26 protein-coding genes and 1 pseudogene are annotated in these 26767 nt (G+C 68.7%); 14 read left to right on the top strand and 13 right to left on the bottom strand.

The features are described 5' to 3' along the window. The first annotated feature begins 48 nt into the window (after nt 1-48). A complete protein-coding gene (locus DEJ29_RS15135; protein WP_111095917.1) occupies nt 49-414 on the top strand; it encodes an ArsR/SmtB family transcription factor in 366 nt (121 codons plus the stop codon). Then, nucleotides 411-2027 (top strand): DUF7059 domain-containing protein, encoded by a 1617-nt coding sequence (locus DEJ29_RS15130; RefSeq protein ID WP_258376026.1) that lies wholly within the window; start codon nt 411-413, stop codon nt 2025-2027. Before DEJ29_RS15135 ends, DEJ29_RS15130 begins: the two co-directional genes overlap by 4 nt. 3 nt (nt 2028-2030) lie before the next feature. On the opposite strand, the gene DEJ29_RS15125 is transcribed toward DEJ29_RS15130, so the two are convergent. Then, nucleotides 2031-2894: an NAD-dependent epimerase/dehydratase family protein gene (locus tag DEJ29_RS15125; RefSeq protein ID WP_071245140.1), complete on the bottom strand. Its 864-nt coding sequence runs from the start codon at nt 2892-2894 to the stop codon at nt 2031-2033. 296 nt (nt 2895-3190) lie between these two features. Here DEJ29_RS15125 and DEJ29_RS15120 point away from each other — a divergent pair, with 296 nt between their 5' ends. After that, nucleotides 3191-3508: a hypothetical protein gene (locus tag DEJ29_RS15120; RefSeq protein WP_146237681.1), complete on the top strand. Its 318-nt coding sequence runs from the start codon at nt 3191-3193 to the stop codon at nt 3506-3508. A gap of 48 nt (nt 3509-3556) precedes the next feature. On the opposite strand, the gene DEJ29_RS15115 is transcribed toward DEJ29_RS15120, so the two are convergent. Further along, complete coding sequence (locus DEJ29_RS15115) at nt 3557-4147, bottom strand: TetR/AcrR family transcriptional regulator (RefSeq protein WP_111095915.1); 591 nt, start codon at nt 4145-4147, stop codon at nt 3557-3559. A 176-nt stretch (nt 4148-4323) separates the two neighbouring features. On the opposite strand from DEJ29_RS15115, the gene DEJ29_RS15110 reads away from it, so the two are divergent. After that, nucleotides 4324-6804 (top strand): beta-glucosidase H, encoded by a 2481-nt coding sequence (locus tag DEJ29_RS15110; RefSeq protein ID WP_111095914.1) that lies wholly within the window; start codon nt 4324-4326, stop codon nt 6802-6804. Between the two features lie 613 nt (nt 6805-7417). Here DEJ29_RS15110 and DEJ29_RS15105 read toward each other — a convergent pair. Continuing rightward, complete coding sequence (locus DEJ29_RS15105) at nt 7418-8431, bottom strand: LLM class flavin-dependent oxidoreductase (protein ID WP_111095913.1); 1014 nt, start codon at nt 8429-8431, stop codon at nt 7418-7420. Nucleotides 8432-8553: 122 nt separating this feature from the next. On the opposite strand from DEJ29_RS15105, the gene DEJ29_RS15100 reads away from it, so the two are divergent. Beyond that, nucleotides 8554-11124 (top strand): DEAD/DEAH box helicase, encoded by a 2571-nt coding sequence (locus DEJ29_RS15100; protein WP_111095912.1) that lies wholly within the window; start codon nt 8554-8556, stop codon nt 11122-11124. Between the two features lie 64 nt (nt 11125-11188). Then, the gene (locus DEJ29_RS15095) at nt 11189-11440 is read left to right on the top strand and encodes a DUF6458 family protein (protein WP_027465939.1); all 252 of its coding nucleotides are present in this window, start codon (nt 11189-11191) and stop codon (nt 11438-11440) included. Between the two features lie 13 nt (nt 11441-11453). On the opposite strand, the gene DEJ29_RS15090 is transcribed toward DEJ29_RS15095, so the two are convergent. Continuing rightward, a complete protein-coding gene (locus DEJ29_RS15090; RefSeq protein WP_027465941.1) occupies nt 11454-11975 on the bottom strand; it encodes a ribonuclease H family protein in 522 nt (173 codons plus the stop codon). A 322-nt stretch (nt 11976-12297) separates the two neighbouring features. Here DEJ29_RS15090 and DEJ29_RS15085 point away from each other — a divergent pair, with 322 nt between their 5' ends. Continuing rightward, nucleotides 12298-12636 carry a hypothetical protein gene (locus DEJ29_RS15085; protein ID WP_071245115.1) on the top strand — a complete coding sequence of 113 codons (339 nt, stop codon included), beginning with the start codon at nt 12298-12300 and terminating at the stop codon, nt 12634-12636. Between the two features lie 5 nt (nt 12637-12641). Here DEJ29_RS15085 and DEJ29_RS15080 read toward each other — a convergent pair whose 3' ends face one another. Continuing rightward, nucleotides 12642-13460, bottom strand: a complete 819-nt coding sequence (locus tag DEJ29_RS15080; protein ID WP_111095911.1) for an aldo/keto reductase — start codon at nt 13458-13460, stop codon at nt 12642-12644. Between the two features lie 198 nt (nt 13461-13658). Next, entirely contained in the window at nt 13659-14864 is a 1206-nt protein-coding gene (locus tag DEJ29_RS15075; protein ID WP_111095910.1) for an MFS transporter, read from the bottom strand. Between the two features lie 355 nt (nt 14865-15219). Here DEJ29_RS15075 and nrdH point away from each other — a divergent pair, with 355 nt between their 5' ends. The 4 genes from nrdH (at nt 15220) to nrdF (ending at nt 19171) form a co-directional block, all read left to right on the top strand. Next, the gene (gene nrdH / locus DEJ29_RS15070; RefSeq protein ID WP_017886897.1) at nt 15220-15453 is read left to right on the top strand and encodes a glutaredoxin-like protein NrdH; all 234 of its coding nucleotides are present in this window, start codon (nt 15220-15222) and stop codon (nt 15451-15453) included. 113 nt (nt 15454-15566) lie between these two features. After that, a complete protein-coding gene (gene nrdI / locus DEJ29_RS15065; protein WP_027465945.1) occupies nt 15567-15983 on the top strand; it encodes a class Ib ribonucleoside-diphosphate reductase assembly flavoprotein NrdI in 417 nt (138 codons plus the stop codon). A gap of 17 nt (nt 15984-16000) precedes the next feature. Then, nucleotides 16001-18106: a class 1b ribonucleoside-diphosphate reductase subunit alpha gene (nrdE, locus tag DEJ29_RS15060; protein ID WP_111095909.1), complete on the top strand. Its 2106-nt coding sequence runs from the start codon at nt 16001-16003 to the stop codon at nt 18104-18106. Between the two features lie 90 nt (nt 18107-18196). After that, the gene (gene nrdF / locus DEJ29_RS15055) at nt 18197-19171 is read left to right on the top strand and encodes a class 1b ribonucleoside-diphosphate reductase subunit beta (protein WP_017886894.1); all 975 of its coding nucleotides are present in this window, start codon (nt 18197-18199) and stop codon (nt 19169-19171) included. 153 nt (nt 19172-19324) lie between these two features. Here the strand turns inward: nrdF and DEJ29_RS15050 are convergent, their stop codons facing one another. The 4 genes from DEJ29_RS15050 to DEJ29_RS15035 form a co-directional block, all read right to left on the bottom strand. After that, entirely contained in the window at nt 19325-19693 is a 369-nt protein-coding gene (locus DEJ29_RS15050; protein ID WP_111095908.1) for a DoxX family protein, read from the bottom strand. A gap of 83 nt (nt 19694-19776) precedes the next feature. Then, on the bottom strand, nt 19777-20709 hold the full coding sequence (locus DEJ29_RS15045) for an NADP-dependent oxidoreductase (protein ID WP_111095907.1): 933 nt from the start codon (nt 20707-20709) through the stop codon (nt 19777-19779). Then, on the bottom strand, nt 20706-21119 hold the full coding sequence (locus DEJ29_RS15040) for a DUF6640 family protein (protein ID WP_111095906.1): 414 nt from the start codon (nt 21117-21119) through the stop codon (nt 20706-20708). Before DEJ29_RS15040 ends, DEJ29_RS15045 begins: the two co-directional genes overlap by 4 nt. Next, nucleotides 21119-21529, bottom strand: a complete 411-nt coding sequence (locus tag DEJ29_RS15035) for a nuclear transport factor 2 family protein (RefSeq protein ID WP_111095905.1) — start codon at nt 21527-21529, stop codon at nt 21119-21121. The genes DEJ29_RS15040 and DEJ29_RS15035 overlap by 1 nt, the downstream gene beginning before the upstream one ends. An 85-nt stretch (nt 21530-21614) precedes the next feature. Here DEJ29_RS15035 and DEJ29_RS15030 point away from each other — a divergent pair, with 85 nt between their 5' ends. Next, nucleotides 21615-22244, top strand: coding sequence for a TetR/AcrR family transcriptional regulator (locus DEJ29_RS15030; RefSeq protein WP_111095904.1), 630 nt, complete (start codon nt 21615-21617; stop codon nt 22242-22244). Nucleotides 22245-22447: 203 nt separating this feature from the next. Here the strand turns inward: DEJ29_RS15030 and DEJ29_RS15025 are convergent, their stop codons facing one another. Further along, nucleotides 22448-22891: a MarR family winged helix-turn-helix transcriptional regulator gene (locus DEJ29_RS15025; RefSeq protein ID WP_181438308.1), complete on the bottom strand. Its 444-nt coding sequence runs from the start codon at nt 22889-22891 to the stop codon at nt 22448-22450. Between the two features lie 83 nt (nt 22892-22974). On the opposite strand from DEJ29_RS15025, the gene DEJ29_RS15020 reads away from it, so the two are divergent. Both DEJ29_RS15020 and DEJ29_RS15015 read left to right on the top strand, forming a co-directional pair. Continuing rightward, the gene (locus DEJ29_RS15020; protein ID WP_111096133.1) at nt 22975-23379 is read left to right on the top strand and encodes a nuclear transport factor 2 family protein; all 405 of its coding nucleotides are present in this window, start codon (nt 22975-22977) and stop codon (nt 23377-23379) included. 257 nt (nt 23380-23636) lie between these two features. Next, entirely contained in the window at nt 23637-23987 is a 351-nt protein-coding gene (locus DEJ29_RS15015; protein ID WP_111094444.1) for an HAD family hydrolase, read from the top strand. Between the two features lie 264 nt (nt 23988-24251). Here DEJ29_RS15015 and DEJ29_RS15010 read toward each other — a convergent pair whose 3' ends face one another. Then, complete coding sequence (locus DEJ29_RS15010) at nt 24252-25139, bottom strand: carboxypeptidase-like regulatory domain-containing protein (protein WP_181438134.1); 888 nt, start codon at nt 25137-25139, stop codon at nt 24252-24254. A 224-nt stretch (nt 25140-25363) separates the two neighbouring features. Next, nucleotides 25364-26598: pseudogene (locus DEJ29_RS15005) on the bottom strand (acyl-CoA dehydrogenase family protein). Nucleotides 26599-26767 lie beyond the last annotated feature (169 nt).

Raw genomic sequence — 26767 nt, 5'->3', positions numbered from 1 at the left:
GTACGACGCAAGTCGTACAGCAAGCCGAACGGTGGTAGCGTCCCGTCCATGCCCGCGCACGTCGATGCTCCTGAACGGCTGCCGCAGCCGTCCGTGGCCGAGATGGACCTCCCGGTCGTGATGGACGCCCTGAGTGATCCGATCCGGCTCGCGATCCTGCACCGCTACCTGGTCGACGCGGCCGGGGGCGAGCGCAGCTGCGGCTGGGTCGGCATCGACCGGCCGAAGTCCACGCTGACCCACCACTTCCGGGTCCTGCGCGAGGCCGGTCTGCTCGAGCAGCACCTCGAGGGCCTGACCCGCGTCAGCCGCGTCCGCGTCGAGGACGTGCAGCAGCGGTTCCCCGGGCTCCTCGACCTGGTGCTCGAGTGGCAGGTCCCCGCGGCGCTGCTGCGCGAGGGGATCGCCTCGTGAGCGCCGGCGCGGGCACCGGCGTGGACACGGTGCGCACGCTGCCGTCGATCTCCGCGGACCCCGCCGTCACCACGGCGCTCGCCGCGGACCTGACGGCGGCCGGCTTCACCGTCGACCGGCTCGAATCCCTGTGGGGGGCCGAGGCCGCCGCATCGCTGCACCGCGGTTCGCGGGTCGCCGCGCTGCGTGCGCTCGCCGCCCGCGAGACCACGCCGCTCGGCACCCTGGCGACGCTGTTCGTGCTCGGCCTGCCGGTGGCGCGGGCCGAGGCCGCCGCGGCCTTCCCGACCGCCGGGCTCGACGCCGTCATCGCCGCGGGCCTGCTGCGCAGTGAAGGCGAAGGCGAAGGCGACGGCGACGGCAACGGCAGCGGCGCCGACGTGCTCGTCCACCCCACCGTCGACCTGCGCCCCTACGCCTTCGTCGACGACCTCGGCGCCGGCAGCTGGTGGATCGTCTCCGACCTCGGCGAGCTCGCCCTCGGGCACGCCATCAGCGAGGAACACGTCCTCGGCATCGGCGGCGCCACCACGACGCTGAGCGGCCTGCAGGTGCCCGTCCCGGTCGAGCGTGTGCTCGACCTCGGCACCGGGTGCGGCATCCAGGCCATGCACGCGCGGCGCTTCGCCGACCAGGTGGTCGCCACCGACATCTCGCGCCGTGCCCTCGACATCGCCCGGTTCAACGCCCGACTCAACGGCATCGACGGCATCGACTTCCGGTTCGGCTCACTGTTCGAGCCGGTTGCGGGGGAGCGTTTCGACCGGATCGTCTCGAACCCGCCCTTCGTCATCACACCCCGTCGCGAGGGTGTCCCGTCCTACGAGTACCGCGACGGCGGCATGGTCGGCGACGCCCTGGTCGAGACGGTGCTCCGCGGCCTGTCCGACCACCTGGAGCCCGGCGGCACCGCTCAGCTCCTCGGCAACTGGGAGTACCACTGGGGCGTCGACGGCCTGGACCGCGTGCGCGGCTGGTTCGCCGACACCGACCTCGACGTCTGGGTGATCGAGCGCGAGCGGCAGGACCCGACGTCCTACGCGGAGACCTGGATCCGCGACGGCGGGACGAAGCCCGGCACGGCCGAGTTCGACAACCTGATGGGCGCCTGGCTCGACGACTTCGCGGACCGTCGCGTCACCGGCGTCGGCTTCGGCTACGTCGTGGTGCGTCGACCCCTGCCGGGAGGCCCGTCCGGCCTCCGCCGGTTCGAGCGCGTCCCCGAGACGCTCGGCTCCAACCCCGCAGGCCTCGGCGCGACGGTCGCCCGCGTCCTCGACGCGGCCGCCTGGCTCGCCGCGCACGACGATGCCGCGCTCGCCACCGCCCACCTGTCGGTGGCCGGCGACGTCACCGAGGAGCGGTACTACTGGCCGGGCAACGACGACCCCACCGTGATGACGCTGGTGCAGGGCGGCGGGCTCGGGCGCCGGGTGGACGCGGACACGGCACTCGCGGCGTTCGTGGGCGCGTGCGACGGGGACCTGTCCGTCGCGGCGATCATCGGTGCGCTCGCACAGATCACGGGCGTGGACGAACAGGCGCTCGCCGCCGACCTGCTGCCGGCGGCGCGCGACCTGGTGCTCGACGGGCTGCTCGTCCCCGCCGCCTGACGATCAGGCGCGGTGGTCGCGCCAGCTGTGCTCGGGCGTGTAGCCGAGGAGTTCGCGGGCCTTCTCCGACGACAGCAGCGAGCTGACGCCGTCGATGTCCGCGCGGCGTTCGATGTCCGGCACGAAGCGTTCGACGAGCTCGATGGTCGGGGTGTCCATCACCGTGTCGGGGCTGGCGATGACGAACGCCTCGAACCCGGTGAGGTCGGCCTCGAGCGCCCGGCGAACAGCCTGGGCGCCGTCGCGGGAGTCGATGTACGACCACAGGTTGAACGTCTTCGCCTCGGGGGTGGCGTCCCACGGGAACGCCGGGTAGTCAGTCTCGTCCATCACGTTCGAGAAGCGCAGGCCGATCATCTTCAGCTCCGGGTCCCAGCGGGTGAAGTGGCGGGCCATCTCCTCTTCCACCGCCTTGCCGAGCGAGTACGACGACTGCGGGCGGACCGCGAACTCCTCGTCGACCGGCAGGTAGGGCGGGTGGTGCTCGCCCATCGGGATGCCGAGCAGGGTCTCGCTCGACGCCCACACGACGTTCTTGATCTTCGCGGCACGTGCGGCGTGGAAGACGTTGATCGACGAGGTCACGTTGTTCGTGATGAGGGCCACGTCGGGGACCTGCCCCGGGGCCGGCACCGCCGCGAGGTGCACGACGGCGTCCACGTGGTCGTACCGGTCGTCGATGCCGAGCAGGGCGTTCAGGACCTGGCCGTGGTCGGTCAGGTCGATCCGCACGAACGGGACACGCTCGGGCTTGTCGGGGGAGGGGACACGGTCGAGCAGGACCACGTCGTACCCGTGCGCATCGAGGTCACGCACCACCGCTCGTCCGAGCTTGCCGCTGCCACCGGTCACCACTACACGCGTCATCGCGTCACTCCACATCGTCGTCGGAACACACCCTGGCGGGCACCGACCATCCTGCCCCGCCGCACCTGACGCGACCAGGCCCTGTCCGTACCCCGGAGCTGGCGGCTGGGCCCGTTTTACATATCGACACCCATACGCCAGTGTTCGACCATGGAACGATCGCAGACCTCATGAGCAATGAAATGAGCGAGATAGCGCACCTCGTCGACGGGGGAAGGATCGGTGATGCCGTCCGAGCCGCCCGCGGGCTCACCCCTCAGCGGGTCCGTGAACTCCTCTTTGCTTCTGGTGGGTTCATGCAGGACTCTGGCCCGTACGACGAGTTCTTCCGCCGCTGGTACGCCACGCTCGAGAGCCCGTACCTGCGGGCCGAAGCAGCGGATTGGTTCTGCCAGGCGTACCTGACCGAACTGGCCGACGTCCCTGGTGCGGAGCACTACGGAGCGGCCTTGTCGACGGATTCGAAGCGAGCGGTGCGTGACCACCTCGCGCGGGAGATGCGGGGCCGGAACATCTCAGATTGGTCGATGTCTCCGGAGGAACCCCTCTCGAAGACGCAGGTCCGCGCGTGGAGCACCGCGGCGGACGAACTCGCTGCCGTGCGCTTGCCCTGACCACTTCGCCGGCGGGAGGCTCGGTGCGGACGTGCGGTGCGCCTCCCGTCAGGCGGTGGGGTCGACCTGGGCGATCGCGAGGCGGGCGACGAGCTCGACGTGCTCGGCCATGTCGCGGGTGGGGTCGAAGAGCCACTGGATCTGCATGCCGTCCGACACCGCGAGCAGGACGCTGGTCAGTTCGTCGGGGTCGATGTCCGTGCGCAGCCGGCCGTCCTGCTGCATGGCTCGGAAGTCGGCGGACAGGTCGCGGCGGCTGCGGTCGTAGCGCTCGCGGAAGTACTCGTGCGCCGGGTGCTCGGCGTCGGTGGCGGCCGCGGCGGACAGGTTGACGAACATCTGCACCAGACCCGGGACCTCGGCGTTGTGCCGCACGATCGCCGCGAGCAGGGCTGCCGGGTCGGCGGCCTGCCAGTCGTGCGCGAGGTCGAGCTCGTCGCGACGGCGGAGGATCTCGACCCAGAGCTCGTCCTTCGAGTCGAAGTAGTGCAGCAGGCCGGCCTGGGTCAGCTCCACGGCGTCGGCGATGTCCTTGATGCTCGTCCGCCGGAAGCCCTGCGACGCCACGAGGTCCAGCGCGACCGTGAGGATCTCCTCGCGCTTCGCGATGCCCTTTGCGTACGAACCCCGTCGTGCCATGGCCAGACTGTACCGCCCGCAGGAGACCCGGAGAAACCAAGCAACGGTTGGTTTTCGGTGGTACGGTGCAGGAGCTGCCAGCGCGGGCGGCGAACCCGGTGGATGGTGGGTGTGGGCGACGAGGCCCCGGCCGTCCAGGCGGCGCCCCGCGGCCCTGAACGAGAGGACCGACCACCGTGACCACCGTGAACGACGCGAGCACCGCCTCCAGTCCGTCGACGCCGCTGACTGAGCGCATCGATGCGCTCCTCGGCCAGCTGACCACCGACGAGAAGGTGCAGCTGCTCACCGGACGTGACTTCTGGACCACCTGGCCCATCGAGAAGATCGGGCTGCGCCGGATCCTGATGTCGGACGGCCCGTCGGGCGTGCGCGGCGAGGTGTGGGACGAGCGCGACCCGTCCCTGAACCTGCCGTCGGCGACCGCGCTGAGCGCCTCGTGGGACCGCGCGATCGCGAAGCGCTACGGCGCCGCCGCCGCGGTGGAGGCCCGTCGGAAGGGCGTCGACGTCGTGCTCGGCCCGACCATCAACCTGCACCGGTCCCCGCTCGGTGGCCGGCACTTCGAGGCGTTCAGCGAGGACCCGGTGCTCACGGGTGACCTGGCCGCGTCGTACGTCGACGGCGTGCAGGAGAACGGTGTCGCTGCCACCCCGAAGCACTACATCGCGAACGACTACGAGACCGACCGCTTCACCGCGTCGACCGAGGTGTCGGACCGTGCGCTGCGCGAGCTGTACCTGCTGGCGTTCGAGAAGGCCGTGACCGAGGCGCACGCCTGGGCGATCATGTCGTCGTACAACGCGATCAACGGTGTGACGGCGTCGGAGAACGACCTGCTCGAGACCCCGCTCAACTCGGAGTGGGGCTTCGACGGCATCGTCGTGTCCGACTGGACCGGGGTGCGTTCGGTGGACTCGGCGAAGGCGTCGCAGGACGTCGCGATGCCCGGACCGAACCCGTGGTGGAGCGAGGGCCCGCTGCTCGCCGCCGTGCAGTCCGGCGAGGTGCCGATGGCGGCGATCGACCGCAAGGTCCGCCGGATCCTGACCCTCGCCGCCCGCGTCGGCGCGCTCGAGGGCTTCGAGCCCGTCGCCGCTTCGCCCGTGCACGTCGAGGACGGCATCGCGTTCGTGCGCGAGGCCGAAGCCGAGGGCACCGTCCTGGTCCGCAACACCGGTGTCCTGCCGCTCGACGCCCCCGCCGTGTCGCGCATCGCGGTGATCGGCCACAACGCCGACCAGGCCCGCACGCAGGGCGGTGGCTCGGCCACGGTCGTGCCGTCGCAGGTCGTGTCACCGCTGGACGGCATCCGCTCGGCCTTCCCCGGCGCGAGCGTGGACTACGCGATCGGCGCCGTCGTGCAGGAGGGCATCGCGGAGTTCCCGCTGTCCACCATCACGAACCCCGGCACCGGGGAACCCGGCGCCCGGGTCGCCTTCGTCAAGGACGGCGAGGAGCTGTTCGTCGAGGACCGCCGCGCGACGGCACTGTTCTGGTTCGGCGGCGACGCCCCGACGCGTGAAGCCGACCGGCTCGACATCACCACCACGTACACGGCCGAGTCGACCGGCACCGTGCGGTTCGGCATCGGCGCGGCCGGACGGTCACGCATGTGGATCGACGGCGAGCTGCTGCTCGACGAGGACGTGCCGTTCGAGGGCGACCAGCTCGGTGCCGCGTTCCTCAACCCGCCGGCGCGGTCGGTGCCGGTCGAGGTGACGGCGGGACAGCAGGTCGCGATCCGCATCGAGTACGACATCGTGCAGGACGAGACGCTCGGCGGGGTGCTGGCGTACCAGTTCGGCACCGAGCCGTCGGACGACGACCCCGCCGTGCTCATCGAGGCCGCGGTGGACGCCGCCCGTGGTGCGGACGTCGCCGTCGTCGTGGTCGGCACGAACTCCAAGGTCGAGTCCGAGGGCTACGACCGGTCCTCGCTGGCACTGCCCGGCCACCAGGACGACCTGGTGCGCGCGGTCGCCGCGGCGAACCCGAACACGGTCGTCGTCGTGAACGCCGGGTCGCCGGTCGAGATGCCCTGGCGGAACGACGTCGCCGCGGTGCTGCTGACCTGGTTCGGTGGGCAGGAGTACGGCAACGCCCTGGCCGACGTGCTGACGGGGGCGCAGGAGCCCGGCGGCCGCCTGCCCACGACGTGGCCGGTCGCGATGGCCGACGTCCCCGTGCTCGACGTCACCCCGGTGGACGGCAAGGTCGCGTACGACGAGGGTGTCCACGTCGGCTACCGGGCCTGGCTGCGGGCCGGCACGGAGCCGGCGTACCCGTTCGGGCACGGCCTCGGCTACACCACGTGGTCGATCGAGGGCGTCTCCGCGACCCCGACCGTGCGCGAGGGCGACGCCGTCATCGTCACGGCGACCGTCGTGAACACGGGCGACCGGGCCGGCAAGCACGTCGTGCAGGTCTACGCGTCCCGTGCGGAGTCGGCGGTCGACCGCCCGGTGCGCTGGCTGGTCGGGTTCGCCCCCGTCCGGCTCGCCGCGGGCGCCTCGACGGAGGTCTCGATCGAGGTCCCGGCGCGTGCCCTCGCCCACTGGGACGGCTCGTGGCAGTACGAGTCGGGGACCTTCACGTTGCACGTCGGCGCCTCGGTCGTCGACGACGCCGGAACCGCGTCCCTCGAACTGGAGTGACGAAGTCGTCCGGTTTCCGCGCAGCTCCCAACTCCATTCAGTAACATCTATGTGCGCGAGTCGGCTGGTTACCGTCCGCGCACGCACCGACTACGGGGTCGCTGGGTGAGCGACTCGGTCTCCTGATCCGGCCGTTGTTGCCCTGGCCTCCCCGGTGCGTCCCAGAATGCGTCCCCGCGTCCGCGCGGGGACGCATTCGTCGTTCCGGCCCCGATGCGCAGGCGAACCGGCGCGGGAACCAGGTTCCGGACACAACACCACGGAATCGCGCGGTGCTGTGTCCGGAACCTGGTTCCGTGGCTCGTTCCGGCCCCGATGCGCACCGGTGAACCGGTTGCCGCACTTCGTCCCGGTTCGGAAAAACGAGTGACACTTGGTCAACTTCATACGTCCCAGGTGCGCGGAACGGTGTGACAAACCGCTCGGTAGGTGGAACGATGGGTGCACCATCTCGTGCGGATCAGGGACGAGATGGTCATCCGGCCGGGCTCTCGGGCCTCACCAACTCGATCAGAGCCCCGCCGGATGCCCTTGACTCTCGGTGGCGGTGCGGCGGCGGGACCGGAGGCGGTCAGGCCAGCGGCGCCGGCGGTCAGGCCCGCGGCACCGGCCCTCAGGCCCGCAGTGCCGGGGCGATCTCCTCGGCCACGATGCGCAGGATCCGCTCGTGCGCCGCACGGTCGCCGTTCGCCGGCAGGGTGATGACCAGTTCGTCGGTGGCGGTGACCGCCGGGTCGGCGAGCAGGCTGTCGACGATGGCCGCCGGTTCGCCGGACACGACCTTGCTGAAGCGGAACGGCGGGGTGCCCGAGAGCGGTCGACCCTCGTCGTCCATCCCGGAGGCGTACCCGGTCAGGAACTCCTCGTGCACGGCGCGGTCGTGTTCGTCGAGGAGCGGCACCACGATCCGGCCCACGGCGACCTTGGACTCGCGCTGCGGGTGGAGCTCGGCGAACCGGTCGCGGTAGGCGGCGATCTGGTCGGCCTGCGCCTGGGCGAACGGGGCGCCGGTGTCCTCGGTGTTCAGGGTCGAGCAGTGCAGCAGGAGGCCCTTCTCGGCCGTGCGGACCGCCGTGCCCATGCTGCCGCCGCCCCACCACACCCGATCGCGGAGGCCCGGGCTGAGCGGCTGCAGGGTCAGGTCCGCACCGGCGGGGATGCTCTCGTAGCCCTTGCCGGCGCTCCCGAGGGGCTCGCCCTGCAGGACCTCGAGCAGCCGTGCGGCGCGGGCCTCGGCCTCGTCGCGGAAGCTGCGCTCGACCGTGCCGAACACCGGGTCGAGGATCGGACCGTACCCGGCGATGCCCGTGCTGATGCCGAGCTGGACCCGGCCACCGCTGAGCAGGTCGACGGTGCTGGCGTCCTCGGCCAGGCGCACCGGGTCCTCGTACCGCATGCCGAGCACGGCGGTGCCGAACGCGATGGTGCTGGTTCGCTGTGCGGCCGCCGCGAAGAACGTCATCGGGCTCGTCAGGTACGGCTCGAAGTGCCGGCCGCGCACCCAGCCCGTCCCGTAGCCGAGTGACTCCGCGGTCTCGAACAGGCGGAGCCCGTCCTCGAGGGCGCCGGCGGCGCCGTCGGTGCCCCCGTGGTTCGGGACGAAGGAGAGGAAGCCGAGTTCGCGCATGACGCGAGTCTATGCGCACGTATCGAAATGTGCCCGAGTCGGCGACCAGGCGGACGGGAGGCCCGTGGCGGCGCCGCACCGCGCCTCCCGTCCGGCACATGCGCACCTGGGAAGATGGGCGCATGACCGACGTCGCCGCCCTGCCCCCGCTCGTCGCCGCGATCCCGGCGGCGGTGGACGGTGTCGTCGATCCCGACGAGGTCTACGAGGCCTTCGCGGCCTGGGCCGCCGACGGCGGCCGGCCGCTGTACCCGGCGCAGGACGAAGCGGTCATCGAACTCGTCTCCGGCGCGAACGTCGTGCTGAGCACGCCGACCGGCACCGGGAAGTCCCTGGTCGCCGCCGGCGCACACTTCGCGGCGCTCGCCGAGGGCAAGCGGAGCTACTACACGGCGCCGATCAAGGCGCTGGTGTCCGAGAAGTTCTTCCAGCTCGTCGAACTGTTCGGCGCGCAGAACGTCGGCATGGTCACCGGCGACTCGAGCGTCAACGGCGACGCCCCGATCGTCTGCTGCACCGCCGAGATCCTGGCGAACCTGGCGCTGCGGCAGGGACCCGACGCCGACGTCGACGTCGTCGTGATGGACGAGTTCCACTTCTACGGCGACCCCGACCGCGGCTGGGCGTGGCAGGTGCCGCTGCTCGTGCTCGAGCGGGCGCAGTTCCTGCTCATGTCGGCGACCCTCGGCGACGTCACGACCATCGCCGACGACCTGTCCCGACGCACCGGACGACCCACCGCCCGCGTGACCGGCGTCTCGCGCCCCGTGCCGCTCGAGTACCAGTACGTGATGACGCCCGTGCAGGAGACGGTGGAACGACTGCTCGAGGAGGGCAAGGCGCCGATCTACATCGTGCACTTCGCCCAGGCCGCAGCCCTCGAACGGGCGCAGTCGTTGATGTCCGCGAAGGTCGCGTCACGCGAACGCCGCGACCAGATCGCGGACGCCATCGCCGGCTTCCGCTTCAGCGCCGGGTTCGGGCAGACCCTGTCCCGACTGATCCGGGCGGGCATCGGCGTGCACCACGCCGGCATGCTGCCCAAGTACCGACGACTCGTCGAACAGCTCGCCCAGCGCGGACTGCTGCCCGTCATCTGCGGCACCGACACCCTGGGCGTCGGGATCAACGTGCCGATCCGATCCGTGCTGTTCACCGGGCTGACGAAGTTCGACGGCACGAAGATGCGCCAGCTGTCCGCGCGCGAGTTCCACCAGATCGCCGGACGTGCCGGACGCGCCGGGTACGACACCGAGGGTGACGTCGTCGCCGAGGCACCCGAGCACGACATCGAGAACGCCCGCGCGGTCGCGAAGGCCGGTGACGACCCCAAGAAGAAGAACAAGATCAAGCGGAAGAAGGCGCCGGAGGGCTTCGTGTCCTGGGGGCAGGCATCGTTCGAACGGCTCATCGCCGCCGAGCCGGAGCCGATGGTCTCGCGCATGCGGATCACGCACGCGATGGTGCTGTCCGTCGTGGCCCGTGGTGGGGACGCCTTCGCGGAGGTCCGGTCGCTGGTCTTCGACAACCACGAACCGCGGTCCCGGCAGCTCGCGATGGCCCGACGTGCGCTCGTCATCGCCCGGACCCTCATCAACGCGCGGGTGATCGAGAAGGTCGACGGCGCCTACCGCCTCACCGTCGACATCGCACCCAACTTCGCGCTCAACCAGCCGCTGTCGCCGTTCGCGCTCGCCGCGTTCGAGTTGCTCGACCCTTCTTCTCCCACTTATGCACTGGACATGGTCTCGGTCGTCGAGGCCACGCTCGACGACCCGCGGGCGATCCTGTCGCAGCAGCAGTTCAAGGAACGCGGCGAGGCCGTCGCCCGCATGAAGCAGGAGGGGATCGAGTACGAGGAGCGGATGGAGCTGCTCGAGGAGGTCACCTGGCCTCGCCCGCTGTCCGAGCTGTTGGAGGCGGCGTACGAGGCCTACGCCGCCGAACAGCCCTGGGTGCTCGACTTCCAGCTGTCCCCGAAGGCCGTCGTCCGCGACATGTACGAACGCGCGATGACCTTCGGCGACTTCGTGCGCTTCTACCAGCTCACCCGCTCCGAGGGCCTCGTGCTCCGCTACCTGTCCGACGCGTACCGGACCATGCGACAGACCATCGCCGAGGAACAGCGGACCCAGGAGCTCGACGACCTGATCGAGTGGCTGGGCGAGGTCGTCCGGCAGACCGACTCCTCGCTCGTCGACGAGTGGGAGGCGCTGCTCAACGGCGACGTCCTGCTGGCCTCCGAGGAGCACGAGGAGATCGCGCCGCCGCAGCCCGCACGACTCACCGGCAACCCGCGGGCGTTCCGGGTGCTCGTGCGCAACGCCCTGTTCCAGCGGGTGCTGCTCGCCGCGGCCGACGACATCGACGGGCTCGGGGAACTCGACGCGACCGTCGGCTTCGACCGGTCGGCGTGGGACAACGTGCTCGAGGAGTACTACGAGGAGCACGACAGCATCGGCACCGATGCCGACGCGCGCTCGATGCAGTACCTGGTGCTCGACGAGAGCGGTGCCACCGCATCACCCCGGGTCTGGAAGGCACGGCAGATCTTCGCCGACCCCGAGGGCGACAAGGACTTCGGCTTCTCGGCGACGATCGACCTGGACGCCTCGGACGAGGTCGGCGAGGCTGTCGTGCGGCTCACCGAGATCGGGCGGTTCGACGGTTGGGCCGAGGTGGACGTCGACTGATCGGCGCTGGGGTTGTCAGACGTGTACCGTCTCCGGCACCACCCCCACCCGAGAGGACTGCGTCATGCGCATCGGATCCAGCATCGCCCTGATCGTCATCGGCGCGATCGTCGCCTTCGCGCTGAACATCCAGCTCGCCGGTATCGACCTCCGCCTGATCGGCTACATCCTGATGGCAGCCGGTGTCGTGCTGCTCATCATCAGCCTCGCCGTGGCCTTCGGCGGTCGCCGCACCACGACCACCACGCGCTCGGGCGTCGACCCGGCGTCGGGGGAGCAGATCACCCGCCAGGATCGGCGTGACGGGACCTACTGACCCGCGGGAAGGGTCAGAAGAGGGTCGCGGGCGGGGTCGCGTCGGGCAGCGCGGACGGCTCGGGGACCTCGGCGCCTGGCCAGCCGGGACCGTGCGGCACGTCGGTGCCGTTCTGGAACGCGGTGGCGGCACCGCGGGCACGCACGTCGGCGGCCTCGTTCATCTCGTGACCGACGTGGCCGCGGACCCACTCGAACGTGACCTTGCGGCCCTGCAGTTCCGCGTCGAGTTCCTTGATGATCTCGACGTTGAGGACCGGCTTGCCGTCGGCCTTCCGCCAGCCCTTGCGCTTCCAGCCGGCGAGCCACTCGGTGCAGGCCTTGATGGCGTACTGGCTGTCGCACAGGATGTGCAGCGGCTCGCCGGTGTCCTTCGTGGCGCGGAGCAGCTGCAGGACGGCGGTGAGCTCGCCGATGTTGTTCGTCGCGCGGGGCCAGCCGCCGGCCGCCCACCGGTCGTCGTCGACGTACCAGGCCCAGCCGGCGGGGCCGGGGTTGCCGAGGGCTGAGCCGTCTGCGGCGGCGACGATCGTCACGATGGGACCTCCTGGTGGTGCCGAGTGCTGGTCAACCGTAACGGACCCGACCGGCCCCTCGGCTCAACGCCGAACGGGGTCGATGTTGAGCGTGCTGCCCTCGAGCAGCCGGACCGCTCCGCGACCGTCGAGAGCTCGTCACCGGTTGCGACCAGGTGGTTCGCCGGTCGGCTGTCGATGTCCGTGACGATGCCGTGGGCGTCCGGTCGGTCCGCGTCGGCAGCGGAGCGGGGGCGAGGGGCCTCATCGAGTGCGGGGAGCGGACCGAGCCAGACTCGTTACACGGGGCCGGGGACTACCGTCCGCTGCAGGAGGAAACACCATGAGCGACAGCATCCCGAACGCCCCCGGCCCCGAGCCGTCCGACGACCGCGCACGCAACGACGCGCTCCGCGACGCGGCACACAGCGACGACGTCGACGGGGTCAGCGGCCGCGAGCAGCGGGCAGCGGACACGTCGTACAGCCCGTCGAGCGAGCGTGAGATGGACGCATCCCAGACGAAGCAGCGCGACGACGCCGACCTGCGTGAGGACGGCATCGACCCGTCCAGGGTCATCGCGGCCCCCGGGACGGGCGGCGCGGACGACGCCGGCGACGTGGAGCCCGAACCGGGCGACCTGCACCTGCCGTGGCAGTCCGAGGAGGACCGCCGGGGCTAGCCCGGCTACGACACCGAGTCCGGGTGGGAGCCCGTCCGCTGCCCGGACTCGAGTGTCGCGATCGCCGCGAACTCGTCGTCGGTCAGCTCGAAGCCGTCGACGTCGAGGTTCGAGCGGATCCGCGACGGCGTGACCGACTTCGGCAGCACCACGACGCCCTGCTGGACGTTCCACCGCACGAGCACCTGCGCCACGCTCACCCCGTGCGCGTCCGCGATTCCGGTCAGCACCGGCTCGTCGATCAGACGCCCGCGACCGAGCGGCGACCACGCCCCGGTCACGATGTCGTGCTGCTCATGGAACGCGATGAGTTCGCGCTGCGGCAGCCACGGGTGCCGTTCGACCTGGTTCAGCGCCGGTACCTCGCCGGTCTCGTCGATGAGTCGCTGCAGGTGCGGCACCTGGAAGTTCGAGACACCGATGCTCCGCGCCCGCCCCGACTTGCGCAGTTCCACCAGCGCCCGCCAGGTCTCGACGTAGCGGTCGTTCGCGGCGGCCGGCCAGTGGATCAGGTAGAGGTCGACGGCGTCGAGCCCCAGCCGCTCGAGGCTGCCGTCGAACGCCCGCAGGGTCGCTTCGCGCCCCTGGTGGTCGTTCCACACCTTGGTCGTCACGAAGACGTCGTCACGGTCCACCCTGGAGGCCCGGATCGCCTTGCCGACGCCGGTCTCGTTGCCGTACATCTCGGCGGTGTCGACGTGCCGGTAGCCGGCGTCGAGCGCGAGGCCGACCGCCGTCTCTGCCTGGGCGTCGTCGACCTTGTAGACGCCGAAGCCGATCGCGGGGATCGAGCGGCCGTCGCGCAGGGGAACTGAGGTGACCATGCACCCATCCTGCCGGTGCCTGGCGGGCGCGCGCCGGGCCTCCAGGCCATCTGTGGAGAACGCGACCCGTCCGCCGGGCGCACGTTCCTTCCCATACCGGCCGCGATGGCGAGTGGAAACGGGCGTACCTGGCCAGAACTTCCGACCAGGTACGCCCGATTCGACCAGGTACGCCCGGAACTGCCCGCCGCCCGCCGCTCAGGTCGGCAGGTGCACCGGCTCGGTGTCGGGGAGGGGGCTTGCGTCACGGCCGCGCAGGTCGGGCAGCCAGCTGCGCATCGCCAGGGGGAGCAGCACGCCCAGGCCGGCCATCACGGCGCCGACGGTGAAGCCGCCGACGGGGCCGCTGCCGTCGATCAGGAAGCCGGCGATCGCCGAACCGCCGGCGGCACCGATCAGCTGGCCGGTGCCCATCCAGCCGTAGGCCTCGGCCGTGTCGGAGAACTTGACGGTGGCGGAGACCGAACCGAACATCACCGCGAGGGCCGGCGCGATGCCCACACCCGCGATGACCAGGGCCAGGCAGAGCCACCAGAAACCCGTGCCACCGAGGGCAAGGGTGAGGCCGACGAAGACGACGGCCATGCGCGTCCACAGGGTGTTGCGGGAGATCGGGCGGTGGCCGAACGCCAGGCCGCCGGCGAGCGAACCGACCGCGAACACCGCGAGGACGATGCCGGCGTTCGGGCTGCCCTCGCCGAAGACGCTCGTGACGCTCGCCTCGACCGCGGCGCAGGCCCCGATGAGCAGCAGACCGGTCAGCGTGGCGACGACGACGGCAGGGCGCTTCAGCACGACACCGAAGGCGCGCTTGGAACGGGGGATGCGGACGCGGCCGAGCTCGGGGGAGGCGATGAACCACGCGCCGCCGACGACCAGGAAGACCATCGCGACGACGATCGCCTCGACCGTGCCGACCTGGGTGGCGACGAAGGTGGTGATGACCGGGCCGGCGACCCAGATGAGCTCCTGCGCGCTGGCGTCGAGGGAGAAGAGGGGTGTGAGCTGCGCCGACGTCACCATCTTCGGGTAGATGGTGCGCACCGCAGGCTGCACGGGCGGGACCGCCAGGCCGCCGAGGAACCCGACCACCACGTAGCCCCAGAGCGGCATGATCACGAACGCGATGACCACCATGCTGACGAGCGCGACGATGCTCGTCAGGATGAGGACGGGGCGCATGCCCCAGCTGCCCATCCACCGGCTGGTCAACGGCCCGGCGATCGCCTGCCCGATGCTCGTCGTCGCGAGCACCAGCCCGGCGGCGCCGTAGGAATCGAAGACGTGCTCCACGTGCAGCAGGTACGCCAGCGACAGCATGCCGAACGGGAACCGCGCGGTGAGCTGTGCGGCGATGACACGACCCACGCCAGGGGTCTTCAGGAGGGGCCCGTACGTACTCACGAGACGAGTGTACGGACCGGCCGGACGGGGCTGTCCCCCGTCCTGGGGAGGGGCGGTTCGCGACACGCCGATGCGCTGATTCCACACTTGTGGATCGGGACTGTCCACGGGTGTGGGGAAGTGTCGGTGGTCGGCCGCAGACTGGCGGAAACTCGGGCCTCCCGGGAATCCACAGACTGTGGAGGACGTTGTGGAGAACTACATGGCTGTAACACTTCCTCTTGTGGTCGGTGCTGCGGCTAGCCACTAGATGTAGTGTGGAGGCATCGCAGCGGCCCCTCCCGGACACGACTGCGGACAGACATCAGCACCACCTCCACAGCACAGCAGAAACCAGTAGGAACCAGGGGAGAACATGGCCGTCACCGTCTACACCAAGCCGTCCTGCGTCCAGTGCACCGCGACGTACCGGGCCCTCGACAACAAGGGCATCGAGTACGAAGTGCACGACGTCTCCACGGACGAAGCAGCGCTCGAGCACGTCAAGAGCCTGGGCTACATGCAGGCCCCCGTCGTCGTCACGGACGACGACCACTGGTCGGGCTTCCGCCCCGACAAGATCGCGACCCTCAGCGCCGAACTGGCGTAGTCGTCTCCCGTCCTGCGGACGGTCACCCCGGTCCCGTTCAGGAGGCCCGGCGATCGCCCGCAGGACACCCCCCCCGGTCCGCCTGTTCCGCACCTTCTCCAGAGGAGCGCACCATGAGCCGATTGGTCTACTTCTCGAGCGTGTCCGGGTACACCGCGCGCTTCGTCGAGAAGCTCGGCCGCGACGCGGACCGGATCCCGCTCTACCCGAGCGAACCGTTCCTGCACGTCGACGAGCCCTACGTCCTGGTCCTGCCCACCTACGGTGGCGGCAACGGCGAGGGTGCAGTCCCCAAGCAGGTCATCAAGTTCCTCAACGACGCCCACAACCGCTCGCTCATCCGCGGCGTGGTGGTGGGTGGCAACACGAACTTCGGCGAGGCGTACGGCCTCGCAGGGGACGTCATCGCGCAGAAGTGCAACGTCCCCCTTCTGTACAGGTTTGAACTCTTCGGGACCCCTGACGACGTGTCGGCGGTCAACTCAGGATTGGATGCATTTTGGACGCAGCAGTTGCAGACGTCGATCTGACGTCGCCGCAGACGGGGATGGACTACCACTCCCTCAACGCGATGCTCAACCTCTACGACGCGGACGGGAACATCCAGTTCGACAAGGATCGTGAGGCCGCCAAGCAGTTCTTCCTGCAGCACGTCAACCAGAACACCGTCTTCTTCCACAACCTGAAGGAGCGGCTCGACTACCTGGTCGAGAACGAGTACTACGAACAAGCCACGATCGACATGTACTCGCTGGACTTCATCCAGCGACTCAACGACCTGGCGTACTCGAAGAAGTTCCGGTTCCAGACGTTCCTCGGCGCGTTCAAGTACTACACGAGCTACACGCTCAAGACGTTCGACGGCAAGCGCTACCTCGAGCGCTTCGAGGACCGCGTCGTCATGACCGCCCTCGGCCTGGCCCAGGGCAACGAGCAGCTCGCCATCGACCTGGTCGAAGAGATCGTCGCCGGCCGCTTCCAGCCCGCGACCCCCACGTTCCTCAACACGGCGAAGGCACAGCGCGGCGAGCTCGTCTCCTGCTTCCTGCTCCGCATCGAGGACAACATGGAGTCGATCTCGCGCGGCATCAACTCCTCGCTGCAGCTGTCGAAGCGCGGCGGCGGCGTGGCCCTGCTCCTCTCCAACATCCGCGAGGCCGGCGCCCCGATCAAGCAGATCGAGAACCAGTCCTCGGGCATCATCCCCGTGATGAAGCTGCTGGAAGACTCCTTCTCCTACGCGAACCAGCTCGGTGCGCGTCAGGGTGCCGGCGCGGTCTACCTCAGCGCCCACCACCCGGACATCATGAAGTTCCTCGACACCAAGCGCGAGAACGCCGACGAGAAGATCCGCATCAAGACGCTGTCCCTCGGCGTCGTCGTGCCGGACATCACGTTCGAGCTCGCGAAGAACAACGAGGACATGTACCTGTTCTCGCCGTACGACGTCGAGAAGGTCTACGGCGTCCCCTTCGGCGACGTCCCGATCTCCGAGAACTACCGCGCGATGGTCGACGACTCGCGCATCAAGAAGACGAAGATCAAGGCGCGTGACTTCTTCACGACCATCGCCGAGATCCAGTTCGAGTCGGGCTACCCGTACATCGTGTTCGAGGACACGGTGAACAAGGCCAACCCGATCAAGGGTCGGATCAACATGTCCAACCTGTGCTCGGAGATCCTGCAGGTCAACACCCCGACGACCTTCAACGAGGACCTGTCCTACAAGGAGATCGGCAAGGACATCTCCTGCAACCTCGGCTCGCTGAACATCGCGCTGACGATGGACTCGCCTGACTTCGGCAAGACCATCGAGACCGCCATCCGCGGCCTGACCTCGGTCTCGCAGATGTCGCACATCACCTCGGTGCGTTCCGTCGAGGACGGCAACGACAAGTCGCACGCCATCGGCCTCGGCCAGATGAACCTGCACGGCTACCTCGCTCGTGAGCGCGTCTACTACGGCTCCGAAGAGGGCATCGACTTCACGAACATCTACTTCTATACGGTGCTGTTCCACGCCCTTCGTGCGTCGAACAAGATCGCGATCGAGACCGGCGAGACCTTCGACGGCTTCCGCGACTCGAAGTACGCGTCGGGTGAGTTCTTCGACAAGTACACGGACCAGACGTGGACCCCCGCGACCGCTCGTGTTGCCTCGCTGTTCGACAACGCGAACATCACGATCCCGACGCAGGACGACTGGAAGGCGCTGAAGGCGTCCGTCCAGGAGCACGGCATCTACAACCAGAACCTGCAGGCCGTCCCGCCGACCGGTTCGATCTCGTACATCAACCACTCGACGTCGTCGATCCACCCGATCGCGTCGAAGATCGAGATCCGCAAGGAAGGCAAGCTCGGCCGCGTCTACTACCCGGCGCCGTTCATGACGAACGACAACCTGGACTACTACCAGGACGCGTACGAGATCGGCCCCGAGAAGATCATCGACACGTACGCCGCGGCGACGCAGCACGTGGACCAGGGCCTGTCCCTGACGCTGTTCTTCAAGGACACCGCCACCACGCGTGACATCAACAAGGCGCAGATCTACGCATGGCGCAAGGGCATCAAGACGATCTACTACATCCGTCTCCGCCAGCTCGCGCTGGAGGGCACGGAGGTCGAGGGCTGCGTCAGCTGCATGCTGTAGAGCTGCCGCTCTGCTCCCTGGAGGCGCGGTGCCAACCCGCACCGCGCCTCCAGTCCGTCACTTAGTCACCATCTCTGTAAGGAACACACGTTGGTCGAGAAGCTGAAGCTCATTGATCGGGTCCAGGCCATCAACTGGAACCGCATCCAGGACGACAAGGACGTCGAGGTCTGGAACCGTCTCGTCAACAACTTCTGGCTGCCCGAGAAGGTGCCGCTGTCGAACGACGTGCAGTCGTGGAACACGCTGACGCCGGCCGAGCAGACCCTGACCATGCGTGTGTTCACCGGTCTGACCCTGCTCGACACGATCCAGGGCACCGTCGGCGCCGTGTCGCTCATCCCCGACGCGATCACCCCGCACGAGGAAGCCGTCTACACGAACATCGCGTTCATGGAGTCGGTGCACGCCAAGTCCTACTCGTCGATCTTCTCGACCCTCGCGTCGACGCGTGAGATCGACGAGGCCTTCCGCTGGTCCGAGGAGAACCCGAACCTGCAGAAGAAGGCGTCCATCGTGATGGACTACTACCAGGGCGACAACCCGCTGAAGCGCAAGGTCGCCTCGACGCTGCTCGAGTCGTTCCTGTTCTACTCGGGCTTCTACCTGCCGATGCACTGGTCGTCGCGCGCCAAGCTCACGAACACTGCTGACCTGATCCGCCTGATCATCCGTGACGAAGCCGTCCACGGGTACTACATCGGCTACAAGTACCAGAAGGGCCTCGAGACCCTCACGCAGGCCGAGCGCGACGAGCTCAAGGACTACACGTTCTCGCTGCTGTTCGAGATGTACGAGAACGAGGTGCAGTACACGCAGGACCTCTACGACGAGGTCGGTCTGACCGAGGACGTCAAGAAGTTCCTGCACTACAACGCCAACAAGGCGCTGATGAACCTGGGCTATGAGCCGATGTTCCCGAAGAACATCACCGACGTGAACCCGGCCATCCTCTCCGCCCTGTCGCCGAACGCGGACGAGAACCACGACTTCTTCTCGGGCTCCGGCTCGTCGTACGTCATCGGCAAGGCCGTCAACACTGAGGACGAGGACTGGGACTTCTGATCCTGGTCTGACTCGAGGGAACGCCCCGCTGGCTTCGGCTGGCGGGGCGTTCCTGCAAACATGGCTGCCTGCGGACGATCTCCAGATCGTGGAGCTGCGCCGACGTGGCAGTGCTGTCTGTCGGCGGCCCGCACCTTCACAGTGGCTGCGGGCTCACGAGAGCACGAGGATGAAGCCGAGGATCGCGGCGGCGAGGGGCAGCGCGGTCAGGACGACTGCCGCGATGGGAGATTCCTTGCGGCGGACGTGAACGGCGATCGCTCCGGCCATGATCACGGTCAGGGCGACGCCGGCGACGGGGCTGAGGGCCGGCACGATCCGGGTCGCGATGGGGAGGACGAGGCCGATTGCTCCGACGACTTCTGCGAGGGCGATGAGCTTGACGGTGGTGTTGGAGTAGTCCTCGACCCAGCCCATACCGGCTTCCTCGAGGGCCGGTACCGGGCGGATCAGTTTCATCAGGCCTGCGCCGAAGAAGGCGACTGCGGCGAGACCGGCGACGATCCAAAAAGTGATGGCCATGGGTTGTAGCTCCAGGTGGGGTGATGGTGTCCAACGGGGTACTCGATCGAGGAGCGTCGACGTGACCGGGTGAACCCCGCAGGTCAGTCGACGGTGATGACGAGTTTTCCGCCGCCGGAGGTGGGGGTGGTTTCCAGCTCCGCGAGGGCGGGGATGGCGTCGCTGAGGGCGACGGCGCGAGTGATGCGGGTGACGATCTCGCCTCGTCCGGCGGCGTCGGCAACGTGTTGCAGGTCGTCGCTGTCGGGGCGGGCCATGAACGCGTTGTAGGGGCCGGGCAGGATGCTGCGGACGAACTTCGATGCCGAGGGGACGATGTCGATGATGTGTCCGCGCGGGCTGAGCATCCGGCGTGCGACGTCGTAGGGCAGGGTCCCTGCCGTGTCGAAGACGACGTCGAACCGGCCGGTGTACGGGACGGGATCTGTGTCGAACGTGATGACGGGGTCGACGCCGAGGTGACGGGCTTCGGGTTCCGTCCCGGAACGGCAGCTGCCGGCCACGGTCGCGCCTGCCGCGAGTGCGACCTGGACGGCGATTCGTCCGACTCCGCCGAGGCAGCCGTTGATGAAGATGCGCTGTCCAGGTCGGAGCTTGCCGGCCGTCGTAACCGCCTGGTAGGCGGTGAGGCCGGCCACCGGCAGGGTTGCCGCATGTTCGAAGGAGAGGTCGTCGGGCTTGGAAGCCATGGACTGCTCGTTGGCGATCACGAACTCCGCGAACGCTCCTGCATGCTGCAGGCGCGCTGCGCCGAGGACCGCGTCGCCTACCCGAAAGCGGGTGACGCCCTCTCCGACCTGTTCGACGACACCGGCGAAATCGTGGCCGACACCGCGTGGGAACCTCCTGCCGGTCATGACCCGCATCTCGCCGTTGCGGATCTTCCAGTCCATGGCGTTCGCCGATGCCGCACGCACGCGCACGAGGACCTGGCGTCGGCCTGGCTGCGGGATGGCCGCGTCGTCCAACACCAGGACCTCGAGACCGCCGTAGCGGTGGTACTGCAGGCGCCTCATCGCTGCCGGGTCCCAGTGAGCCCGCGGCGTGCGAGGAACCAGCCGACGCTGATCACGGTCAGCATGGGGATGGTGAACTTGAGCTGCGGCCAATCGTCCTCACCGGGCGGGTCCACGCTCGCGGTTCCGGGGTAGAAGAACGCCGAGAGCTGACTGAGCCAGTAGGTGCTTGCTGCGATGGCGGCCGCGTCCACGCCCACACGGCCGGAGCCCGGTCGCCACAAGTTCACCAGGGTCGCTATCGACAACGCGACGCCGGAACTCATGGTCTGCGCGTTGTGGAACTTCGCGTGCGGAGGCCAGGAGTCGTTGTAGATGTGGGTTTCGTTGAAGTCGAACACGTACGGGCCGACCATCTGCGCCACTGCAGTAGCGGAGACCAGGACCTTGCCGAGCATCGCGATGCGCATCAGTGCTCGTCGTTGGATGCCGGACGGAGGGGCAGGATGACGCGGCTCGCGATGAGCCAGCGGTCTTCGTGCAGGACGACCGTGTCGTCGTACACGACGCCGTGCACGCCGCCGTGAGCCATGATCATCAGTCCTTTGGACCGCACCGACGCCGTCGACTCCCCCGTCTCCGAGATGACGATGTTCGTCACGAAGTGCGACAGCGGCGCATGCCCGGAGGCGAACAGCTGCCCCGCCGCGGCCCGCAGGGCCTCAAGGCCCTCAAAAGCACCCATCCCCGAACTGGTCATGTCGTACGTGGCGTCGGGGGTGAACACCTGCCCGAGCTGATCCAGCGCGTTGTCGTCGACCATGAAGGCCTGACGCGAGAGGGTTTCGGCGATCCGGAGCCGGTCGTCAGTCGAGAGCATTGCTCCTCCTTTGTTGGTACTCAGTACCGTAACACACCCGGTGCCGAAAGGGATCGAGTTTGATTTCCGTTGGTACAGTGGCACCATGACCGAGCAGGCAGCAGAGGCAGACACCACCCCACTGACGCTGGTCGAACGCAAGCAGCGTGCCGCGCGGAACCGGATTGTCGACGCTGCAGATGAGCTGTTCGCCGAGCGGGGATTCGACGCGGTCTCGGTCACGGACATCGCCGAGCGAGCCGAAGTCGGGCGGACGACGTTCTTCCGACACTTCGGCGACAAGACGGAAGTCGTCTTCGCCAAAGAGCAGGCCATGTTCGACGCGATCACCACCGCCGCGTCCACGCTGTGGGACCCCGCGCCACCAGTGCAAACACTCGGAGACGCCCTCAGTGCACTCGAACCGCTGGTACTGCGACTTTGTGCTCAGGCGACCTCAGACCTTGCCATGTACCGGCGGCACACGATGCTTCTCGACGCGCACGAGGAGTTGCGGGCGCGCGAAGCGCTGAAGCACCAGTACATCGCGAACGAGTTCACGAAGGCGCTCATCGTGCAGAACGCCCCCGTTGGCGTTGCCACCATCGCAGGGCAACTCGCGGTCGCCTGCTACCACAGCGGTCGGATCTTGGCCGGCGACCCCGCCGACCTGGTGGAAGCGACCTCGGATGCCTTCCGGAAGACACGTGCGATGCAATCTGCAGACTCGAACTAGTCAAGCTCGCGATCGGCTAGCGGACAACGCTCGAGCGAGACTCTCGAGTGCCGCGGGTGCCGTGACGGATCACTGGATGGACGGGGCGCCTGATACTCCGGCCGGTATCTTCGGGGCTTGGTTCAACCCCTCCGGGGGGCAGCCAACGGAGGAGCGCCGTCGTCGCGATGAAGAACATCACTGCCGGGTCGACGGGCCTGCAGCTAGTGGGCGACTTCAGTGGTGATGAGATCGAGCAGCCGCTTCAGCGTCGCCCGTTCCGCTGAGGTCAACTGAGTCAGCAGCTGGTCCTGCGCCGCCGCGAAAGCGGGGTCAAGCCGCTTGAGGAGCTCCGTCCCCGCAAGCGTGTTCTCGAGCAGGTTGCGTCGCACGTCTGCGGGGTCAGGACGCCGTGTGACCAAGCCGAGCTGCTCGAGCCGCGCAGCGTACCCCGATAGGTCTTTGCGGTCGATCCGGACGCGACGGCCGACTTCGGCTTGGCTGAGCGGACCAGCCGCCTCGAGCACGGCAAGGATCGGGTACGCCGCCTTCGGGACGCCGGCCTCGGTGGTGATCTCCGACACGACGCGAGTTGCTCGCGCCGCAGCCTCGACGAGCAGCCAGCTCGGAAGCGAACTCAGTCGCTCCGGAATCTCCCGCTCAGCCATGTTCTCCACGGTAGGCGAAACTCCGTCTCCCATGTATCGTTGGAACTCCAACGTTGGGATCCCAACAGTAAGAGAGGCTTCTCATGTCGAGCACACCGTCGGACATCATCTCCCGCATCTTTGCTGCCATCGACGACCACCGCTTCGACGATCTCGTCAGCATGTACGCGAGCGACGTGGAAGCCACAACGGTCATGGGTGTCACTGTCGGCGCCGACTTGGTGGTCGAGCAAGTCCGCGCCGTTCACGAACCGATCGCCGCCACGCAGCACCTCGTCTCGGGCGTCGTGGCCGACATCGCGGGAAACCAGGCGGAAGTTCGCGGCAATGTCACTGCGATCTTCTGCGACGAGGCGCACACGCCAGCGTTCGAAGGATCGAACGTCTGGCGCGGTCGCCTGATCCGTCACGGCGACATCTGGCTCGTCACGTCGTTCTCCATCAACCTGGTGTGGGCGCGCGGAACGTTCCCCCAGCTGCAGGCCTGACCACCGCGAACCTCCCCGACTGTCGTGCCTCACCACTCCGTCTTCAGGCATGGCGGACTCCCTCTCACTGATGGTCCGACCGACGTTCCTGTGACTCATCGGCTAGCGGACTGCGCTGCTGTCCAGCACCGAGGTTGCTCCCTGTTGGGGACATGAGATGTACGGCGAGTGACTCGCGCTGAGGACTTCACGGCTTCCGGTGTCGGATCCCTCGAAGGGATGTTGCGCCCGCTGGGCTCAGCTGAGAGTTTCGAGTCGTGGATGATGCGACAACTGCGGAAGCTCTTCGGCAGGCGTTCCGTGAAGCTGACGGCTTGGAGCCGCTGGTCCTTCCTGATGCTGAAGTGATCGGCGTCGGCTTGGACTCGTTGTTCGACGGCTACCTGAGCTCGTATCGTGCGTCGTGGCGGGCGTTCCTGACCGTGGCGCACGAGCTAGGGGTCGACGCCTCCGACTGTCTGTTCGTCGGCGACAGTGCAGCGCACGACATCGCCGGCGCGCGCTCCGCTGGCATGCGCGGCCTGCTGGTCAACCACTCCGTGGAAGAAGCGGTGGGTATCAAGACTGCCGTGCTGGCGTGCATCACGGCTCACGGCGACGCGCGGTAGCCGATCGGCTACCGAGCGCTGAGCTCGATCGCAGTTCGCAGCAGCACTGCTCGTCGGCTCGAAGACCTCCACGCTCCCTCTGCCCGAACGCGGGCGCATTGCCGCGACCGTGTACCGGACAGGAGGCGCGGTGCCAGCTGGCACCGCGCCTCCCGTCCGTTGCTTCTCACGCGATCGCGTGCAGTCACGCTGCCGGCTGCGTCCGGACGGTCCGTTGCTCGGAATGGTGCTGGGGTCGAACCGCCCAAGGGTGGCGCCGAGCACTCAGCGCGACACCGTGTCCGGTACCGCGCCGCCCCAGAAGTTGCCACCGCCGAACACGACCTTCACCGGCACGGCCTGCGCTCGGTCGGCCACGTACCGGTACACGCCGCCCGGACGTCCGAGCCACAGCACCTGCGCGGTCGTTGTGGCCGTCGCCGCCGTCCGGAGCTCCACCACGTACTGCCCGGAGGGGATCTGGAACTGCGCCGTCTGCTCGCTGTCGAGCAGCGTTGAGAACCGTGTCGAGAACGACGCACCGGTCGTCGTGTTCGTCACGGTGACGCTCGCGCCGCTCAGCTGCGCCGACGGGCTGCGGGACGCCGAGGCCGCGTAGACGACCAGGTCGTAGTCGCTGTGGGCGTAGTGCTGTGACAACGTGACCCGCGAAGCCGGGAGGGTCCCTCGCTGCTGGTACACCCGGGTCTTCCAGACGGCGGGCGACGCCGTTCCGCTGGCGTACGCCTCGATGCGGTACTTCCCGGTGCTCAACCCGACGAACCGGTACTGGCCGGTGCTGTCCGAGGTTGTGGTGAACACCTGCGAGGTGTCCTCGTTCCAGGCGTACATCAGGCGCCCAGCTGCGGGTCCCGTGGGGCCCACCACACCGCCCTGCACGGTGGCGCCGATCACGAGCGGCACGGTGACCGCGACCGTCGAACCACCGCGGACGGCGATGCCCGAGCGGAGTCCGGGTGCGTAGGTCTCCGTTCCGTGCGGCGGGAGCTGCCGCGTCGTCACCGTGACGGTGTCCGGTGCGGGGACGCCGGTGAACGTGGCGGTCCCGTCATCGTCGGTGGTGGCGTTCCCGACGACGACGTCGGTGCCGATCGCTGCGAGTTCGACGTCCGCCAGCCGGATCGCGGTGCCGGCTGGCGTTGCGAGCTGCACGGTGATCGTTCCGGATCCGGCCGCAGTCGCTGGCGGCGCCAGGCCGATCAGCGCGCCTGCTGCCATCGCAACGACCAGTGTCGTCCCCGTGATCAGTCGCATCGCGTTCCCCGATGGTTGGCCAGCCGTGCGTTGCCAGGGACTGTACGCGCACGGCGGCCGGGCGGCGGGGCAGGCACATCGCAGCAGCGGTCACGCGGAAGCCGTCTCGGCTTCGACAGGCGTCACGAGGTCCGGGTCGCACCGATCGCCCAGACGCGGGGCGGTTCGGCACCGTTGACGGCGTGGTCACCGATGATCCGCGCCTTGAACACCCACGGGTTGTGGCTGCCCGCGGTGCGAGCGTTCCGCCAGTGCGGTCGAGGTTCTTCGTCGTGCTCACCCCGGACGCCGCGAGCGCGTCGAACAGATGCGAGGTCGCCGTCGTCGCCAGGGTGGTCAGCGCCACCTGCGCCTGTGCGGTCGCGAGTTCGGCGCGGTCGTTGCGGCGCTCGTCCTCGGCTGTGTCGAGCCCGGCTCCCTCGTACGCACCCTGCAGGGCCGCGGCGGCCCGGTCGACGATCGCGGTGGCGGCGAACCCGGCCGCCGACACCTCGCCGACGACCTGGAGGATCTGCGGGTCGGCTGCGAACGTGTCGGCGTTGCCGTGCGAGAAGACGCGGGTGCGGTTCCGGACCTCGCGCGCGATCTCCCGTTCGGCTGCGAGGACGGACCCGGCGAGGACGCTCAGCAGGACCCCCTGGTAGAACGCCGTCTGGTACTTGAACCGCTCGTCGAAGGGGATCACCGCGTCGGCCTGCACCACGGCGTCGTCGAAGGTGCTGGTGCCGGAGCCGGTGGTGCGCTGCCCGAACCCGTCCCAGTCGTCGGTGTGGGTGACCCCGGGCTGGTGCGCGTCGACGATCGCGATGACCCGCTCGCCGGTGTCCGTGCGCTCGGCGTAGGTGTCGATCCAGTCGGCGAAGATGCTGCCGGTCGAGTAGTACTTCTGCCCGGTGATCCGGAACGTCCCGTCCGGCTGCGGGGTCACCTTCGTGACCACATCGCCGACCTGCACCGACCCGACCTCTGTCCACGAGTTGCCGGCGATCTCACCGCGGCCGAAGCGGTCCAACCATCCCTCGCGTTCCCCGGTGCGGGCGACCAGCCGGTCCTCCACGAGTGCGAAGTGGCCGCGGAGCGCCTGGGGGATGTTGCTGTCAGCGGCGGCGAGTTCGGTCAGCAGGCGGAACAGCTGGGGCAGTGTCGCCCCGGCTCCGCCGTGGGCGACGGGGACGCGGACGGCGCCGAATCCTGCCGCGGCGAGTTCGCGGATCTCCTCGAACGGGAGGCGGTGGTCGCGTTCGCGCTCGGAGGCGCCGGCAGCGATGCGGTCGAAGATCGGACGGAAGCGGGCGAGGAGCTCGTCGTCGGCGCCCTCGTCGATCCTGCTGTCGGCGGTCTGGTTGCTGATGGTCACGAGGACTCCTTCGTGCTCTGGGTTGCTACCTGTCGCGTGGTGTGGCGTCGTCTGGTGTCGATTCGTCCGGTGTGGGCGGACAGCCCGACCAGTTGTGCGCCATCGCGAGACTGTGGCATCGCCGAACGCCCGCGAGAAGGGTTGTGTCGATGTGTGTCGGAGGGTGACT

Source organism: Curtobacterium sp. MCPF17_021 (assembly GCF_003234605.2).
In the GTDB taxonomy this organism is placed as follows: Bacteria; Actinomycetota; Actinomycetes; order Actinomycetales; family Microbacteriaceae; genus Curtobacterium; species Curtobacterium flaccumfaciens.
The sequence above is the reverse complement of the archived record's forward strand: the minus strand, read 5'-3'. Positions and strand labels throughout refer to the sequence as shown.